This window comes from Micromonospora sp. NPDC023956 (genome assembly GCF_040639195.1).
Classification (GTDB): Bacteria; Actinomycetota; Actinomycetes; order Mycobacteriales; family Micromonosporaceae; genus Micromonospora.
This window is the reverse complement of the sequence record NZ_JBEZZN010000013.1, coordinates 158,764-175,626: the sequence shown is the minus strand read 5'-3', so window position 1 is coordinate 175,626 and position 16,863 is coordinate 158,764. Positions and strand designations below refer to the sequence as shown.

General features: G+C 69.5%; 10 protein-coding genes and 2 pseudogenes. 6 read left to right on the top strand and 6 right to left on the bottom strand.

Annotation, left to right across the window (positions count from 1 at the left end; genetic code table 11):
• Positions 1 to 260 precede the first annotated feature (260 nt).
• Positions 261 to 470, bottom strand: coding sequence for a DNA-binding protein (locus AB0F58_RS23555; protein ID WP_357146692.1), 210 nt, complete (start codon positions 468 to 470; stop codon positions 261 to 263).
• Between the two features lie 477 nt (positions 471 to 947).
• Between AB0F58_RS23555 and AB0F58_RS23550 the strand changes: the two genes are divergently transcribed.
• Positions 948 to 2,144: a helix-turn-helix domain-containing protein gene (locus AB0F58_RS23550; protein WP_357146689.1), complete on the top strand. Its 1,197-nt coding sequence runs from the start codon at positions 948 to 950 to the stop codon at positions 2,142 to 2,144.
• A 201-nt stretch (positions 2,145 to 2,345) separates the two neighbouring features.
• Here the strand turns inward: AB0F58_RS23550 and AB0F58_RS23545 are convergent.
• From AB0F58_RS23545 to AB0F58_RS23525, 5 genes and pseudogenes are all read right to left on the bottom strand, one after another.
• Positions 2,346 to 2,558 (bottom strand): annotated as a pseudogene (locus AB0F58_RS23545) (IS5/IS1182 family transposase); the annotation flags it as partial.
• 115 nt (positions 2,559 to 2,673) lie between these two features.
• On the bottom strand, positions 2,674 to 2,949 hold the full coding sequence (locus AB0F58_RS23540; RefSeq protein WP_357146686.1) for a DUF6086 family protein: 276 nt from the start codon (positions 2,947 to 2,949) through the stop codon (positions 2,674 to 2,676).
• A gap of 140 nt (positions 2,950 to 3,089) precedes the next feature.
• Positions 3,090 to 3,482, bottom strand: coding sequence for a DUF4259 domain-containing protein (locus AB0F58_RS23535; RefSeq protein ID WP_357146683.1), 393 nt, complete (start codon positions 3,480 to 3,482; stop codon positions 3,090 to 3,092).
• 26 nt (positions 3,483 to 3,508) lie between these two features.
• Positions 3,509 to 10,798: an FG-GAP-like repeat-containing protein gene (locus tag AB0F58_RS23530; RefSeq protein WP_357146680.1), complete on the bottom strand. Its 7,290-nt coding sequence runs from the start codon at positions 10,796 to 10,798 to the stop codon at positions 3,509 to 3,511.
• A gap of 429 nt (positions 10,799 to 11,227) precedes the next feature.
• Positions 11,228 to 12,565 carry a S8 family peptidase gene (locus AB0F58_RS23525; protein WP_357146677.1) on the bottom strand — a complete coding sequence of 446 codons (1,338 nt, stop codon included), beginning with the start codon at positions 12,563 to 12,565 and terminating at the stop codon, positions 11,228 to 11,230.
• Between the two features lie 209 nt (positions 12,566 to 12,774).
• On the opposite strand from AB0F58_RS23525, the gene AB0F58_RS23520 reads away from it, so the two are divergent.
• From AB0F58_RS23520 to arsB, 5 genes and pseudogenes are all read left to right on the top strand, one after another.
• Entirely contained in the window at positions 12,775 to 13,857 is a 1,083-nt protein-coding gene (locus AB0F58_RS23520; RefSeq protein ID WP_357146675.1) for a PQQ-dependent sugar dehydrogenase, read from the top strand.
• A 137-nt stretch (positions 13,858 to 13,994) separates the two neighbouring features.
• Entirely contained in the window at positions 13,995 to 14,804 is an 810-nt protein-coding gene (locus tag AB0F58_RS23515) for a metal-dependent hydrolase (protein ID WP_357146781.1), read from the top strand.
• A 118-nt stretch (positions 14,805 to 14,922) separates the two neighbouring features.
• Positions 14,923 to 15,234, top strand: a pseudogene (locus AB0F58_RS23510) (metalloregulator ArsR/SmtB family transcription factor); the annotation flags it as partial.
• A gap of 30 nt (positions 15,235 to 15,264) precedes the next feature.
• The gene (locus AB0F58_RS23505; RefSeq protein ID WP_357146778.1) at positions 15,265 to 15,690 is read left to right on the top strand and encodes a metalloregulator ArsR/SmtB family transcription factor; all 426 of its coding nucleotides are present in this window, start codon (positions 15,265 to 15,267) and stop codon (positions 15,688 to 15,690) included.
• Between the two features lies 1 nt (position 15,691).
• The gene (arsB, locus tag AB0F58_RS23500; protein WP_357146672.1) at positions 15,692 to 16,789 is read left to right on the top strand and encodes an ACR3 family arsenite efflux transporter; all 1,098 of its coding nucleotides are present in this window, start codon (positions 15,692 to 15,694) and stop codon (positions 16,787 to 16,789) included.
• The last annotated feature ends 74 nt before the right edge of the window (positions 16,790 to 16,863 follow it).

The following is a 16,863-nucleotide window of genomic DNA, read 5'->3' as shown; positions in this document are numbered from 1 at the left end:
GAACCCCGTGGGGCGCGTAGCGGAACTCCTCGGTCGTGACCGAGGACGCGGATGCGGACGATCCAAAGTGCTCTCCCGCAGCCCGTCCGCCCGGTGATCCGTCGACTCCCTAACGATCCGCCAACCGTCGGCGCGGACCAAGCCATGATCGGACAACGATCGTTTAGCCAGGCTCAACAAGCCATCACGATCAGGCCGAGGCGACAATCGCCCGACGCCCGAAGCCATCCCCCGCGCGTTCCGGGAGACCCGAACTCAGCTCACTGTGCGTCCGGGTCCACGCCTCTGGCCTGATGCGGGCGGTGGACCTCGATCCAGGCTTCCACGTCTTCAACCAGCCACACCGTCCCGCCAGCCAGCCGGTCGAACGGAGGGGGAAAATCCGGCCTGGCGACGATCTGCACGATTCGGGCACGAGAAACGCCCAGCCGCTCCTGTAGCTCTGCGCTCCCGTACAGCCTGCGGACCATGCCCCGAAGCTATGCGGTGCGGCACTATCACCTTCAACAGCTGTCATACTTGACACTATTAGGTATGACAGGCAGGCTGGTGCGGTGTCCGCCGAGCAGGCCCGCCCCCGGTTGAGCATCGACAAAAACCCGCGCTGGGATCGCAAGCTGGAGAAAGCTCTGCTTCGGCCGTCACGGTCGAGCTTGAGGAGGCAACGAACGTGATCCCATCCCTTGTACTGGCGGTCGGAACGGCCGGTTTCGCGGCTGGCCTGTTCCTTTTCAGGGTGAAGTCGCGGTGGTGCAGGAGGTGTGGGGCGGTGTTGAGCTGCCCCGGTTGCGGGACTCGTAGGGCGCGCCCGTACGTGGGCAACTCCCGGCCGGCGCGTTGGCGATGAGTCGCGCTCCGAGCGTCCCGCTCGTGTCGGTCATCCCCGGTGGCCTGCTCCTACAGTGTTCGGCCCCAGGCCTCAGCGGCACCGGACCGGCGGTGGCATCGTGAACAGTGACCTGCTGCCGATCGGTCGACGGGTGGCGTACTGGCGTGGCCGGCGGAAGCTGTCGCAGCAGGTGTTCGCCGACCGGCTCGGCAAATCCAAAAGCTGGGTGGACAAGGTCGAGCGGGGTGTCCGGTCCCTCGACCGGGTGTCGACCCTCCAGAACATCGCCGCCGTCCTGCGGATCGATCCGGTGGTACTGCTCGGCCAGGGCAGCCGGCCCGCCGACGTGACCGAGCGGATCGCGGGGGTCGAGCGAATCCGGGCGGCACTGGCCATGTACGAGGCCAACGTCGAACGGCCTGCGCACCATGCAGCGGCGCCCGCCGCCCGGCTCATGGCCGGCGTAGGGCATGCGTGGACCACATACCAGCACGCCCGCTACCCACAACTGATCGCCATGCTGCCGGAGCTGTTGGTCGGCGCGCAGCGCGCCCACGCACACGACCCGGTTGCGGGTCGCACGGCACTGGTCGAGGTGTACCGGGTGACCGCATCGCTGCTGGTGAAACTCGATGAGGCGGACCTGGGCTGGCTCGCCGCCGATCGGGCCATGGCCTTGGCGTCCGGCGAACGGGCGCTGGTTGCCGCCGCAGCCGTGCAACTCGGTCAGGCGCTCCGCGCGACCGGTCGGGTACGCCTCACGACGTCGGCGATGCTGGCCGCCGCGTACCGGATCGCCCCGCCCGACCCGGACGCCGGCCCGCCACCGCACCTGTCGCTGTGCGGGGCACTGCTGGTCCAGGCCGCTCTGGCGGCGGCCGGTGCCGCTGACGACCGTACCGTCGCCGACCTGCTCGACGAGGCCGCCGACCTGGCCGCCCGGGTGGGCGACGGCCATGACCACCATCGGACCGCCTTCGGGCCGACCGCCGTCGACCTGGCCCGGGTCGCCGCCGCTGTGGACCTGGGCGAGGCCCAGGGGGCGGTCGCCTGGCACGAGACGACGACCAGACGGGACGGCTGGCGGTGGCTGCCCCTCGAACACCGCGCCGCCCACCTGATCGACGCCGCCCGCGCCTACCTTCAGGCCGACGATCCGGTCAACGCGGGCCGGGTCCTCGTCGAAGCAGACCGGACGGCACCGGCCGAGATCCGCCAGCGCCCCGCCGCCCGCGAGGTGCTCGCTCAGGTGGCCCGCGACCCCGCTGCCCCGGCGACGGTCGCCAAACTCGCCATTGCTCTCGGCGTCACCTGATCATGACCGCACCGCTTCTGCCCCTGCCCCAGGTCCACAGCCGACGAAACCTCACGGGCCACGTGATCTTTCCCGCCCGCTGCGTCGTGGCTCGTCACCAACACAGCCACTAACCAGAGCCACTCCCGACGACCTGAGCACCCTCAACTCTTGGATGCGCGCCCAGCGATCGACCAATCACGTTTCGGAGCAGTAAGTCCACTTCCAGGCCGGTAGCGGACTGCCGTCGCGGTTCTTGCGGTACGGGATGATCACCTCCGGGTTGCCGCGGTAACCGCCGTCTGCAATGACTGACCGCCCGGCCAGTTTCTGGTCGATCCTGCTGGTCCGGTAGACGATCGTGTCATTGCGGTTGCCGGGCTGGGGGTCGCCGAGGGCAATGACGAGGCGGGTGCGGGCGTCGATCACCTGCACCCGGGCATCCTGAGCGATCCTTTTCCGCAGACAGACACAGGGCACCGACAACTCTTAGGTGATCCGGTCAAGACAATCCGTGATGTCCTGAAACCGGTCCGGCACCACCAACCCGTCACCGCTGGCGCGATAGTTTAGGAATTATGCCACCTGAACCGCTCCCCGCACCATCACCCTCAGCGACCAAGAGCCGCTTTGATCCGTATGTGAACACGGCGCGTAGGAACACCCGCAGCGCCTCCGGATCCACCTGCACCTCGTCTTGTCCGGTGTCGTAGATCCCGCTTGGCGTCTCGACAAGCTCCTCAAGCAGCAGGACCTGCCCACAGAACATCGGCGAGGTAGGGAGGCCGCGATCCCAGGTCTCCCGGCTGCCTACCTTGAAGAGCATCCCCGTCCCCCCACGTCGTCAGGCGGCCAGCACCCTACTACCAGTAGCCCACTCGCGGGAAACAGCCTGAATCCAACCGACCGGACGTGGTGGGGTCATGCACCAAGGGACAGAAAGCGGCCAAGGTTACGAGACACCGCTTAGCCGCGGAGGACGTCCACGATGCTTCTCACACCAGCACGCCACTCGTCGCCTTCCTTAGTTTCCGCCCAGACCTCGTTGAGTTCGGATTCCGCAGAGATCACGCGCAGCAAGGCGCCGACTGCAAGGTTGGCGAGTTCGTTGACATGCTCTGGAACGACTCCGCCAAGACCAAACTCGTCCAGCATCACCTCGTTGCCGACTCTTCGAGCAGCCACGATAGCAGCGGCCGCAATAGCAGCCTCAGCTTCTTCCTTCTCCAGATAGTGATCTCCACCTACTTCCTGCGCGGCCGCCAGTGAGGATTGCAAAATTCCGTACGCCTCCGAGCCTCCAGCTTCTTTCAGTTCATCACATAGGTCTAACGCCCCGTCATTGTCGAAAGGACCCACACCCGAGGCACCCACAGACATACTCCCTACATATTACTTTGAAGCCACGCACGCGCAGTGCTGATGTATCTGCCACGCTTCTCATTTCGCAAGCTAATGGCCCGATCCTTCAGTAACAATGGCGTGTACCAGTTTTCGACCATCTCCTCAAGGCCCTTCCGAACCGCACGATCATCCGTCCGATAGAGCACCACGAAGTGAAGGCTCGGGAAGTCCCTCTTGTGGTCGGACTTACGTGACACCAGGTTCGACGCTTTGCCCGTCCGATAGACCTTACCGCTACCACCAACAAGCGCGTAAATTCCCCCCTTCGCGCTAGGGTCGCCGATAGCCTGATGGTCCTTGCTTAGCAGTCCAGGACCATCACAGTTGTGCACCAGGACCGGATTGCCGCCTGCAATCACATAGTACGTGTGGATGTTGGCGACGGTGAGGTCGTGCATGGTGGCGTCGCCGAGGAAGTTGCGGACCTTGGCGACCGAGACGATCTCGCCGGAGGAGGTCTTCAGCAGCTCGGTCGGGCGGAGTTCGCCCGCGTTGACCCACTCCTGGCGGCTCTCACTCCAGAAGGGGTGGTTCTGAGTCGTCTCCAGGGTGACGAACTCGCCGTCCTCGGTGCGTACCGACAGGTCGGTCAGCTCGACGTCCCGGTTGACGTGCAGGTCGGTGACGGCCTCGGCACTGGTCTGCCCGGTTTCCGGCTCGTGCGCCAGCACCTGGTCGCCCTCGATGACCTGGTCGATCCGCCGGGTGTCACCGTCGGCCAGCAGGACTTCGGTGTCGGGAGCGAAGCTGTGCTCGCACGAGCTCTCGGATAGCTCGTCCTTGACCGCCTTCTTGACCTGCTTCTTGACGGTGCTCTTGGGCTTGCTCTTCGACGGTGGCTTGGTTGTCGTCTTGGTCGGCTTCGGCTTCGGCTTGGGTGCGGGGCGGGGAGCCTTGGGCTTGGAGGTTGCGGCCCGCTTCGCCCGCAACTGCCGCATCTCCCGCATCTCGTCCTTCGGCGACTTGCCGTAGGACTTGCCCTTGCCAGTGGACGCGGGACTCTTCTTGGAGCTCTTCTTGCTTCTACCGGTGAACTTGCGGAAACCCTTCGCCAGGCTCTTGCCGATCGCCGACAACGAGAACCCGAACCCGCCCCCCAGCGAACCGCCCGCGCCGCCGCCCGCGTGTTCGATGCGGCGCAGGCCGTCCGGGTCGGAGTAGCGGATCGGGTTGTTGCCGGCGTACGCGTAGGCGTTCAGGCTCTGCGGGTCGCCGTAGTCGACGAGGGGGTCGACGGAGAGGAACCGGCCGGTGCTGGGGTCGTACTCGCGCGCGCCGAGGTGGGTGTAGCCGGTGGGGTCGATGGTCCCGCCGACGAAGCCCTTGTCGTCCGGCCAGGTGCCCGGCGGGGCACCACGGTTCTCGCCGAACGGGGTCATCCGCCGCCGGGTGACGCTCAGGTCACCGGAGTTGATCGCCAACTGGGTGGTGCCGTGGTGGTTGGCGGCCATCCAGGTCAGGCCGTCGGTGGTGGTGCGTACTGCGTTCGGGTAGTAGCGGGTGGCGGTGACCTGGCCGGTGGTGTGGCTGAGCCGGTACTCGCTCTCCCCCAGGTAGAGGATCTTCTCGGTCCCCGGGTTGTCGGCGATGAGTCGCCCGCCGTCGGCGTCGTACAGGTACGTGTGGGCGGTAGTGCCGTTGGTGAGCTGCGCGAGCAGGCCCTCGGCGTCGTAGGTCAGGGTCTGGTTGGGGGTGCCGCCGCCGGTCCGGGTGGCCTGGAAGCCGCCGTTGTCGTAGGTGTGGCTGGTGGTGGGACCGCCGCCGCTGGTGGTGATGCTGGTGACCGCGTGCGGACGGGCCGAGCCCGGGGCCGGGTAGGTGTAGGTGCGGGTGGTGTTCCCGCCGGCGCTGTGCCGGGTGTCGGTGGCCCGGTTACCGGCGCTGTCGTAGGTGTACGAGTGCCAGTAGGCGTCCGCCCCGCCGACGATCGCCTGGCTGGGGGTGGCCTGACAGGCGCCGGCGGTGGTGGTCCACGCCTCGGTCAGTCGCTGGAGGTAGTCGTAGCCGAAGCACTGGTTCGCCACGACGGTCGCGCCGCTGGTCTCGGCGATGCCACGGACGTTGCCGTCGGCGTCGTAGCTGTACTGCTCGGTGAGTCGCTCGTCCCAGGTGTCCGGGGTGGTCTGGTTCTCGGTGTGCACCTCGGACTTGGTGAGGCGGCCGGTGGCGTCCTCGATCGTGGTGGTGATCCGGGCCCGCTTGGTGCTGCTGCCCAGCGTCTGCTGCTTGAGCGCGCCGTGCCAGTGGTACTGGGCGCTGGCCAGGTAGGTGGAGAGGCCACTGACCCCGGACAGGTAGCCCTGGGCGGTGTAGGTGCCGGTGACCGTCTCCGCCGGCAGACCGCCCTTGGCGGGCAGCTCGGTGGTGGCGAGGGCCCCGTTGGGGTGGTAGCCGTAGCCGGTGGTGTACGTGCCGGCGAGCAGCCCCTGGCTGGCCGGGATGGTGTCGGTGGCCCCGGTCGGTTGGTAGAGATCGGTGTAACCGGCGACCTGCCGGACGTAGCTGCCGGAGGTGTGGTGCCGGGTCGCCGAGGTCGGGTAGCCCTTGGCGAGGGTGTCGTAGACCCAGGAGGCGCGCAGGGCGCCGGTGGCGTTGTCGTCCCGCAGTCCGGTCAGTCGCCCCAACGGGTCGTAACTGCGGTGCAGCACCTCGCCACGACCGTCCGTCGAGGTGACGAGCTGGTCGTTGGCGTCGTACCCGAAGGTCTGGTCACCGGCGTCGGGATCGTCGGTCGCGGTCAGGCGGCCGAGCCGGTCGTAGGTGTGGGTCCAGGTGTTGCTGGCCCTGGTGACGGTGGTCAGTTGGTCGAGCCGGTCGTAGGCGTACGTCGTCTCGTCGTGGCTGCCGCTGGGGCCGGTGCCGAGGTACTGGCGGAAGGCCGTGGTGCGACCGAGGGCGTCCTCGATGGTGGTGGTGGGGATGCCGCCGGCCGGCGGGTCCACGTTGATGCGGTCACCGTCGTAGGTGAGGGCGGTGTGCCACTTCTCGACGTTCAGCGACCAGAGGGCGTCGCGGGTCAGGTCCTCGGTGCCGTCGTACTCGTACCGGCGCTGGGTGGGCACGGCGGAGTCGGCGAACGTCACCAGGGTGCTGGTGGGCGCGCTGGCGTTGTTGTAGAACGCGGACTCCTTGGCCACCAGACCGCGCGAGTCGTACCGGACGTCGGCGACGACCCGCTTGCCGTCCGGGGCGGTGGCCTGGGTCTGCCGCAGACGCAGGTGGCCGTCGTAGATCTCGAAGGAGCTGATCTGGTTGCCGTTCGGCCCCAGGACCTTCGTCTCCAGGTAGTGGGCGACGGTGTGGCTGTCGGTGCCGTAGACGTACTCGGTGTTGGGGGTGCCGCTGGTGGGGCGGCCGGGTGCCCATACCTTCAGCTGACGACCGAGGGGGTCGTAGCTGGTGGTGGTGACCTTGTTGTTGGCGTCGGTCACGGTGACCGGCAGGCCCCGCAGGTTCAGGGTCGCCGTGCTGGTGTGCGACTTCGGGTTGGTCTCGCTGACGCTGGTGACCCGTCCACCCGACGCCGGGGTGTACGCGACCGTCGTGGTCTCGTCGAGCGCGTCGGTCTCGGTGAGCATCCGGCCCAGGGCGTCGTAGGTGGCGGTGGTGCGCTTGAGCCAGGTGGGCGTGCTGCCGTTCGAGCCGGCCATCTCGTCCGACCGGGTGGACAGTCCCCGGCTGCCCATCACGCCCATCGTGGTGCTGCCGTCGTAGTAGGTGCGGTTACCGGTGAGGGTGTCGGCCGGGCCGGGCGTGGCAGCGCAGTTGGTGGTGACAGTCTCGGACGGGAAGTCGATCAACCACAGGGCGGGGTTGCGGGCGTACTGGACGGTCGTGCAGGTGTCGTCGGTGGTGACGTCGACGTCGCCGAGATCCTCGGTCCTGGTGAGGCTGCCGTACGTCGTCTCGTAGGTGTTGACCGCCCGGGTGGTACGCCAGCTCGACGAGCCGGCCAGCCAGGTCATCTCCCGGGTCGTCGCCGGTTCCGTGTAGTAGGCGTAGGCGTTGGACGGCTGGGCGACGTCGGCGGTCGACTGGCGGTGGCCGGTCCGGTGCTGCCACGGGGTAGTGATCGACTTGTGCAGGGCGATGCCGTCGGCGCCGTCGTACTCGATCTCCTCGTGGAGCATGCCCGCTAGGTGGGGGTGATCCTCGGTCACCTCGCCCAGCGAATTGGTGATCTTGACGTCCCGGAGGCCCTCACCGCCGTCGGTACGGTCCTCGTCCATGCCCCGGAAGTACAGCGACCGGGTCTGCGACCGGGTCTGGCCGGTGACACCGGTGGTGACGGTGACCGTGGGCCAGCCCCGGAAGTCCGACCAGGAGCGCTTCTCCAGCGGAGTCGACCAGGTGCCCGCGCCGTCGCCGTGGTGCCACAGCACCGTGGAGGACGACCCGCTGGTGGAGTAGGCGTAGGTCTGCTCGACGTCGGGGCTGCCGCCGACGAGGTCCCTGTCGACGACCTTGGACACCCGGTACTTGTTCCACCAGGACCAGCCCGGCGCGGGGGCCAATGGTGGGTAGTAGTACTGCGGGAAGCAGCGCTTGGGGTTGGCGGACGGGGCCGCCTGGGACGCCACGGTGCAGTCGGAGCCCTCGTAGGTGACCGTGGTCTCGCCGCCGTGCTCGTCGCTGACCCGGGTGATCCGGAAGCGGTTCACCAGCGGCACCGCTGCCGACACGTTGTGGTCGGTGCGGTTGGCGTACCGGGTGCCGCCGAACTCGATCCTGGGCAGGGCCTTGCTGCCGCCGTCCTTGCCGGTCCGGACGATGCTCGCCAGCCACAGGGCCGGACTGACCGCTGCCTCGCCGGTGGCCGGGAACTGGTGGGTGAGAGTCCACTCGTCGACCGGCACCCGAGCGCTGCCGTTCCAGACGTCGGCGGTCACCTCCGCCAGGCGCTTCGTCGTCCAGAACGACGGGTTGACGTTACCCGCGCAGGAGGACGCCGTGGTGGCGCAGTGGAGGTCCCAGGGAGTGTCGGGCCAGTTCGCCGCGTTGGGCGTCGTCCCGGACCAGCACGACGTCAGGCAGCGGTCGCCGGGTTCGAACAGCACCCGCATGTGGGGATTGCCGGTGATCTCCTGGCCGAGCCGCAGGCCGTACTCGATCCGGCGGAGGTAGCCGCCACGTTCGTAGACGACGGTGGAGCTGGCGCTGTCGGCCAGACCGGTACGGGCCTGTTCCCGGTCGTACCAGTACGTCATCGCGTTCTGGTGCGGGTCGACGACGTGGTCGAGGTTCCAGCGCCAGGCCTGGCTGCACCGGGAGGCGGTGAAGCCGGAGCCGCGGTAGCAGGGCTCGCCGAAGCTGTTGCCGAAGACCGGCACGGTCCAGACCGAGTTCGTCTCCCGGTTGGTGGCGGCCCAGCCCGGCAGCCGGTCCCGGCCGAAGTAGTACTGCACGCCCTCAGGAGTGGTGAGCCGCCAGTGTTCCCCGTTGTTGTCGCCGTTGGTGTGCCGGAGGGCACTGGTGATGTCCACCGACGTGCCGGTCTTCCAGCCACCGGTTCCGTTGCCGGCGAGCAGGTGGAGCGACTCGTTGGTCTGGTGCCGCCACACGATGTCCGACTTGCCGTCGCCGTCATGGTCCCCGCCGGAGAAGACGACGTCGGCGAGGTCAGGACCGCTGGCAACCTGCCCACCGTTGCCGGGGAGAAAGCCCCCCGCACCATTCCCCGCGTAGAGGTGCAGATCCTTCGAGGTGGCGTTCCGGGCAAGGACGTCGACCTTGCCGTCACCGGTGAAGTCACCTGGTGACAGGAGCTGGTCCATGCTGTGCCAGCCCGCGCCGATCTGTTCGCTCAGGCCGGTTGCCCAACCGCCGGTCCCGTTGCCGCGGATCATCATCAGGGCGCCGTCGGACGACCGACGCCACAGGACGTCCACCTTGCCATCGCCGCTGAAGTCGCCTCGGCCGAAGATCGCGTTGGCCCCGGAGAACGAGCCGACCTGCTGGCTGGTGCCGCTTGTCCAGCCGCCGGTGCCATTACCGCGCAGCAGCCACAGCGAGCCGTCCGTGGGACGACGCCACAGGACGTCGACGTGGCCGTCACCGTCGAAGTCACCGGGAGAGAAGACCAGATCGGCGGTGGTCAGCGAGGCGATTCGGGGTGCCTGACCGCTGTTCAGGAAGCCGCCCGCGCCGTCACCGCGCAGCAGGTGGAGCTGGAGGCTCGAGGCGTACCGGAGCATGACGTCGGCGTGCCCGTCACCGTCGAAGTCACCGGGAGAGAAGACGTTCTGGACGTCGTCCCAGTCGACGCCGTTCTGAAGCAGTTCGATGCGGCTGCCGTCGTCCTCGGCCAACCGCCACGCCGCCGTGGCGCTGTCGCGGATCAGCTCGGTGGACCGACCCTGCCAGAACAGCGTCGCGTTCTCCTGGCGCCAGCACAGGTCGCCGGTGGCGTTGGTGTGCGACGGGACGGGGAGCTGGTCCTCCTTGCAGGACCGGTACGACCGCTCGATGTAGCCGGGCTCGTGGTTCCAGCCCTCGCCCAGCCAGGAGGTCTGCCCGCTTTCGGCGTTGGTGCGGCCGTCCACCGACCCGGAGGAGTAGCCGAAGGTGACCTCGGGCGCGAGGTCGCTGGGAGCCGCCGGCAGCTCCAGCGGGTACGAGTAGCCGAAGTCGCCGGACGACTGTCCCGCCTGCCAGGCGGATGCCCCGGTCAGCGAGGTCTTGGCGAAGGAACCCGTCTCGCTGTCGGTGCCCGAGGTGAGGGCCAGGACGGCGTCCGCGACGGCCTCGCCGCCACCCGGGTTTGCGGACGTGACACCGCCGTCCATCAATGGCGCCAGATCCAGACTCGCCGACACGACTCCCGCGTTCGCGTCATTCGACGACGACGGCAGGACCGTGTCGACGCCGCACGCGGTGGTGGTGGCGACCTGTCCACCCACGCACGGCTTCATCCGCACCAACCGGAGACGGGACGCCCAGTCCGCGCCGTACACCGCCCGGAAGCCCGAGTACTGCACTTCGATCCGTACCCGGGTGTGGCTCAGTCCGTCGTCCAGGCGGTCCATCCGGAGGAGGACAGGGACACCGGCCGCCTGCGCCTCGCTCTGGTCGGTGACCCGCAGTTCAAGCTCCTGCGGTGCCGGCACTGCGGAATCCGGGTCGACCGACAGACGGACCGGCAGGTCACCCACCATGGTCCGGTCCACCTCACCGCCGGGGGCCGGTGCCCGGTCCACCGGGACGACCGCGGAGCCCGGCCCCGGCAGAGCAGCCGACGAGGGTGACCACTGCTGCCGGTCCGATGGGGACACGCCCCGCTTCTTCGGGGCCAGCCGCTCGACCGGCACGGTCCGGTCCCTCGGCAGTCCCGGTCCGGATGGGCGTGCCTGCGCCGGCGTGCCGGGAAGCAGAGTCACCGTCATCAGGACGGTCCAGAAGAGACAGAGTCGTCGGGTCGTCCTGTTCAGGGACGCGAACACCGACGACGCACCCGCACCATCGACCACCGTGGGCCTCCCCCGTCACGCAGCACGTGATCACGGAACCTAGAGGGGGCCGGCACACGTCGTCAAGGATCAATCACCGAGTGCTACCGGGGTGATCGATCAGGCACCCCTGGCGGACCACCCGGGCACGATGCGTGACCGACGCGGGCGCCCCCGCCGGCCGGGACGCACGGCCGAGCGGGGGCGCTGGTGTTCCTGGTTAGGAGGGACCGGATCGGGTGGACCGTCGTCCGTTCAGGAGGGTACGTACAGCATCCGGCTGGTCGTGTTGGGTCGGGTGTTGAAGACCACGCCGGAGGTGGCATTGACGATCACCTGGGCGTGCACCTGTGCCGGGGTCCAGGTCGGATTGGCGGCGAGGATCAGCGCGGCGGCGCCGGCCACGTGTGGTGCGGCCATCGAGGTGCCGGACTTCGTCGTCCAGGCGGTGTCGGTGTTGTGGGCGGCGGAGACGATGCTCTGACCGGGCGCGAACAGGTCCACGCACGGGCCGTGGTTGCTCAGCCAGGCGGCGCCGTCGTCCGACCAGGTGGACCCGACGGTGAGTACCGCCGGGATGTAGGCCGGCGTCTTCACGCAGGCGTCCCCGCCGTCGTTGCCGGCAGACGCGACCACGGTCACCCCTGAGTTGATCAACCCGTTGGTCGCGGCCACGTACGCGCCGGGGTTGAGGGTGGTGGAGTTGCCGAAGCTCATGTTCGCCACGGCGGGCTGCTGCGCGTTCGCGGTGACCCAGTCGATCGCCTGGGTGGTCGTGGCGATGTCTCCGGTGGCGTCGCACGCCCAGACGCGGACCGCGACCAGGGTGACGCTCTTGGCCACCCCGTACGTGGTGCCGCCCAGCGTGCCGGCGACGTGGCTGCCGTGCCCGTAGCAGTCGTCGGCGGTGCCGCCGTCCACCACGTCGATGCCGTTGACCACCCGGGTGCCGAAGTCCTGGTGGGTGAGGCGGAGCCCGGAGTCGATGACGTACGCGTGCACGCCCTGGCCGCCCGAGGAGGGGTAGTTGAACGTGCTGTTCAGCGGCAGGCTGGTCTGGTCCACCCGGTCCAGCCCCCAGGACGGCGGGTTCGGCTGGGTGCCCAGCGTGGTGACCGGAGCGCTCCGGTCGTCGTCCAGTCGGGTCCGGCGGTTCTGCTCCACGAAGGCCACCGACCCGTCGGCGGCGATCCGCCGGGCTGTCGCCTCGTCGGCCCGGATCGTGAACCCGCGCAGCGCGGCGCTGTAGCGGAGGTCCACCGTCGCGCCGTACCGGTCGGCCAGGGTGTTCGCCGCCCGGTCCACCGCGTCCCGGGCCGCCTGACGAGCCGATGGGGACATCCGGCCGCGCGGCACCCGGCCGTCGGAGGTCAGGATGCCACTGTCCCGCAGCGCGATGCTGTCCTTCAGCACCACGATGTAGCTGCCCGGGATGGCGGTCGACGCACCGGCGCCGAGGATCGTCGCGGGCTCGGCCGCCGCCGGTGCGCCGGCACCGACGAGCGACGCCGTCCCGACCGCGACGGCGAGGGCCAGCGCGCCGAGGCGACGTGCGCCGCCGTACCGGCTCGGGTTGACCTGTGGTGTCCGCATCTGCTGCCTTCCCGATCGATCTCCGTTGCGGTCCCCGTTGTCCCGCAGCTGCCGGCGAATATCGATCATTGACGATGATATTCGCCGGCGAGCCCGAGGGGCGCCCCACGGACGGATTGCGCTTTCCGTATCGCTTTGATCACTGAACGCGATATATATTGACGGTAATCGCTGATAGAATGGTGGTGTATGTCGTGAGAGTCCGGTTGATGATCGTGGCAGCGACGGCGGTCGGCGTCGCAGCGGCTGGGGGCGGCGCCGCAGCGCTCGCCGACCCGGCGCAGCAGGTACCGCGTCCCGACGCCACGGTCGAGGCCCTCGGTGACTTCGACTTCACGCGACCGCAGGTGGTCGCCAGCAACCTGACGGTGCCGTGGGGGATGGACTTCCTCCCCGACGGCTCCGCCCTGGTGGCGCAGCGCAACTCCGGCCAGGTGGTCCGGGTGCGGCCCGGTCAGGCGCCCACGCCGGTGACCCAGATCGCCGGGGTGGCTCCCGGTGGTGAGGGTGGACTGCTCGGTCTCGCGGTCTCCCCCACGCACGCCCAGGACGGCTACGTTTACGTCTACCTCACCACCTCGACCGACAACCGGATCGTCCGCTTCCGGCTCACCTCCCCGCAGACCCAGCAGCCGATCCTCACCGGACTGGCCAAGGCCAGCATCCACAACGGCGGCCGGATCGCCTTCGGCCCGGACGGGATGCTCTACGCCGGGGTCGGCGACGCCGGGCAGACGTCCACCTCGCAGAACCTGCAGAGCCGCAACGGCAAGATCCTGCGGATGCGCCCGGACGGATCGGTCCCGACGGACAACCCGTTCGCCGGCTCCCTGGTCTACAGCCTGGGTCACCGCAATGTGCAGGGTCTGACCTGGGACGCCCAGGGCCGGCTGCTCGCCACCGAGTTCGGGCAGAACTCCTGGGACGAGGTCAACGTCATCGTCCGGGGCGGCAACTACGGCTGGCCGATCGTCGAGGGCCAGGCCAACGACCCCCGGTTCCGCAACCCGCTGCTGGTCTGGACGACCGCACAGGCGTCGCCGAGCGGCGCGGCGGTCGCCGGCAGCCGGCTCTTCGTGGCCGCACTGCGCGGGACCCGGCTGTGGACCGTACCGCTGACCAACGCCGGTGGCGCCGGCACGCCGGTGGCCGAGCTGGTCGGCACGTACGGCCGGCTGCGCACGGTGGAGTACGGGCCGGACGGGTGGCTCTGGGTCACCACCAGCAACCGCGACGGGCGCGGCTCCCCGGCGGCGACCGACGACCGCGTCCTGCGCTTCCCGCCACGGTGACCCGGTCCGACCGCGGCCTTCCCGCAGGCCGCGGTCGGACCGCGCCGTCCACCACCGACGGACGAGAACCCGACAGCCGGAATGTCGCCCCGGTGCCGTAACTTGTCGATCACGATCTCCGGGGGAGGATGACCGACATGATGGGACCGTCGCACGCGCTCTCCGGCGCGGCGGTGTGGCTGAGCGGGTCGTTGGCGCTGGAACACTTCGCCGACTACGAGCAGTCCACCCTGGCGCTCGCCGTCGGTACGGCGGTCTGTGCGGGTGGTGCCCTCTTCCCCGACCTCGACCTCTCCGGAAAGGTGACCCGCAACCAGGGCGGCGCCACGGTCGCCCGCACCTTCGGGGTCTTCTCGCTCTTCGTGGCCGAGGTGATCGAGAAGATCTCGCTGGGCGTCTACTACGCGACCAAGCTCAGCCGCGACCCGAAACGCAGCAACGGGCACCGGACGCTGACCCACACCATCCCGTTCACCGTCCTGGTGGGCTGGGGCACCACCGCGCTCTGCACCGCGTACGGCAAGTGGGCGGTGGTCGGCATCCTGTTCTTCATGATCGGCCTCGCCCTGCGCGGCCTCTTCGACCGCTGGGCGGAGCGGGCCGGCTGGGTGATCGTGACGCTGACGTCGGCCGCCGCCGCCTGGTACACCTTCGCGAACCTGCCCGGCGACCGGGGCTACCCGATGATCGGGCTCGCCATGGGGGTGGGCTGCTTCGTGCACATCATCGGCGACATGGTCACCAAGGCCGGGGTGCCGATCCTCTGGCCCATTCCGATCAAGCGTCGGATGTGGACGCCGATCGGCCTGCCGAACAGCATCGCGCTGCGCGCCGGCAGCAAGACCGAGGTCGTGGTGGTCCGCTCGGTGCTCACCGTGGTCTCCGTCCTCGCCGCCATCGGCCTGGTCGCCCCCTCGGTGCTGGACCGCTTCACCACCGAGATCTGAGCCGACCGGGGCAGTAGCAGGCGTGCCCGCCGCGCCGCTGCTCGGCCGGGCACGCCGATCCTGGTCGAACCAGCATGCGCCGCTTGCTCATTGATTAGACGCCTGTCAAGCTAGGCCCATGTCCGCTCCTCCGGTGCAGGCGACCGCCGCGACGCTCGCCTGCCGCCCCCCGCTGGGGGCACAGGCGCTCGCGCCACAGGTCGCCGGTGAACTCGCCCCTTTGTTCAGGGCGCTCGGCGACCCTGTCCGGCTGCGCCTGCTGTCGCTGATCGCCTCCACCCCCGAGGTCTGCGTCTGCGACCTGACCGGGGCTTTCGAGGTCACCGGCGCGACCATCTCGCACCACCTGCGGGTGCTCCGCGAGGCCGGCATGGTGGACACCGAGCGGCGCGGCACCTGGGTCTACTACCGCGCACGCCGGGAAGCCCTCGCCCCCCTGGGCGACCTGCTCGTCGGCTCCGTGTCCGCGCAGCCCCGCTCCACCGCGCCCGGCCCGCCCCCGGCCGGCGACCGCCACCCACCCACGAATCAGGTTCCGCTGATATCAGCGAGTCCTGATGTGGTGCGGCTGCTGGCCGACCCGCTGCGCGCGCGGATCGTCCGGATCCTCGCCGACGGCCCGGCCACCACCTCCCACCTGGTCGCCGACACCGGCGCCAAGCAGCCGAACGTGTCCGGGCACCTCCGGCAGTTGCGGGAGGCCGGTGTCGTGGTCGCCGAGCCGCGCGGCCGGTTCACCTACTACCGGCTCGTCCCCGAGGCCGTCCAGGGCGCCGCCCTGCACCTCGCCGACCTCGCCGCGCAGGCGCGGACCACCGCCGACACCTTCCGGCCGGCTGACGTGAACCGTACCGCCACCACCACCGACACCCTCCGGGCCGGCTGACATGACCCGTACCGCCACCACCACCGACGACGCCCCTGCGCCGGTCGTCGCCCGGCTGTCCCGGCTCGACCGGTTCCTGCCGCTGTGGATCGGCCTGGCCATGGCGGCCGGACTGCTGCTCGGCCGGGTCGTCCCGGGCCTGGACGACGCGCTGGAAGCGGTGACGGTCGGCGGCGTCTCCGTGCCGATCGCCCTCGGCCTGCTGGTCATGATGTACCCGGTGCTGGCCAGGGTCCGCTACGACCGGCTCGACGCGGTGACCGGCGACCGCCGCCTGCTCGTCTCGTCGCTGCTGCTCAACTGGGTGCTCGGCCCGGCCGTCATGTTCGCCCTCGCCTGGATCTTCCTGGCCGACCACGCCGAGTACCGGACCGGCCTGATCATCGTCGGGCTGGCCCGCTGCATCGCCATGGTCATCATCTGGAACGACCTGGCCTGCGGCGACCGCGAGGCCGCCGCCGTCCTGGTCGCGCTCAACTCGGTGTTCCAGGTCCTCGCGTTCGGCCTGCTCGGCTGGTTCTACCTGTCCGTGCTGCCGGGCTGGCTGCACCTCGACGGCGCCCGGCTGGAGGTATCCGGCTGGGCCATCGCCGGCAACGTCCTCGTCTTCCTGGGCGTCCCGCTGCTGGCCGGCTACCTCACCCGTCGCCTCGGCGAACGGACCCGGGGGCGCACCTGGTACGAGTCGACCCTCCTGCCCAGGATCGGTCCGGTCGCCCTCTACGGCCTGCTGTTCACCATCGTCGTCCTGTTCGCGCTCCAGGGCGACGCCATCGCCGACCGGCCGTGGGACGTGGCGCTGATCGCCGTACCGCTGCTCGCGTACTTCACGATCATGTGGGCCGGTTCCTACGCCCTCGGCCGCGCCGTCGGCCTGGGCTACGCGCGCACCACCACCCTCGCCTTCACCGCAGCCGGCAACAACTTCGAACTCGCCATCGCCGTGGCGATCGGTACCTTCGGCGTCACCAGCGGCCAGGCCCTCGCCGGCGTGGTCGGCCCGCTCATCGAGGTCCCGGTGCTCGTCGCGCTCGTGTACGTCAGCCTGGCCCTGCGCCGGCGTCTCTTCCCCACCCCGGCCCCCGGGCGGCGGCCGTGACCGGCACGCCGTACCGGCTCGCCACCCGGCCGGCCCGGTCCCAGCCCATCGCCCGCACCGTCGACCGAGAGGGA

What these genes read in the sequence shown, in the direction of transcription:
- AB0F58_RS23525 (WP_357146677.1), bottom strand. Translation starts at nt 12,565, where the DNA reads ATGCGGACACCACAGGTCAACCCGAGCCGGTACGGCGGCGCACGTCGC.
- AB0F58_RS23515 (WP_357146781.1), top strand. Translation starts at nt 13,995, where the DNA reads ATGATGGGACCGTCGCACGCGCTCTCCGGCGCGGCGGTGTGGCTGAGC.
- AB0F58_RS23540 (WP_357146686.1), bottom strand. Translation starts at nt 2,949, where the DNA reads ATGCTCTTCAAGGTAGGCAGCCGGGAGACCTGGGATCGCGGCCTCCCT.
- arsB (WP_357146672.1), top strand. Translation starts at nt 15,692, where the DNA reads ATGACCCGTACCGCCACCACCACCGACGACGCCCCTGCGCCGGTCGTC.
- AB0F58_RS23555 (WP_357146692.1), bottom strand. Translation starts at nt 470, where the DNA reads ATGGTCCGCAGGCTGTACGGGAGCGCAGAGCTACAGGAGCGGCTGGGC.
- AB0F58_RS23520 (WP_357146675.1), top strand. Translation starts at nt 12,775, where the DNA reads ATGATCGTGGCAGCGACGGCGGTCGGCGTCGCAGCGGCTGGGGGCGGC.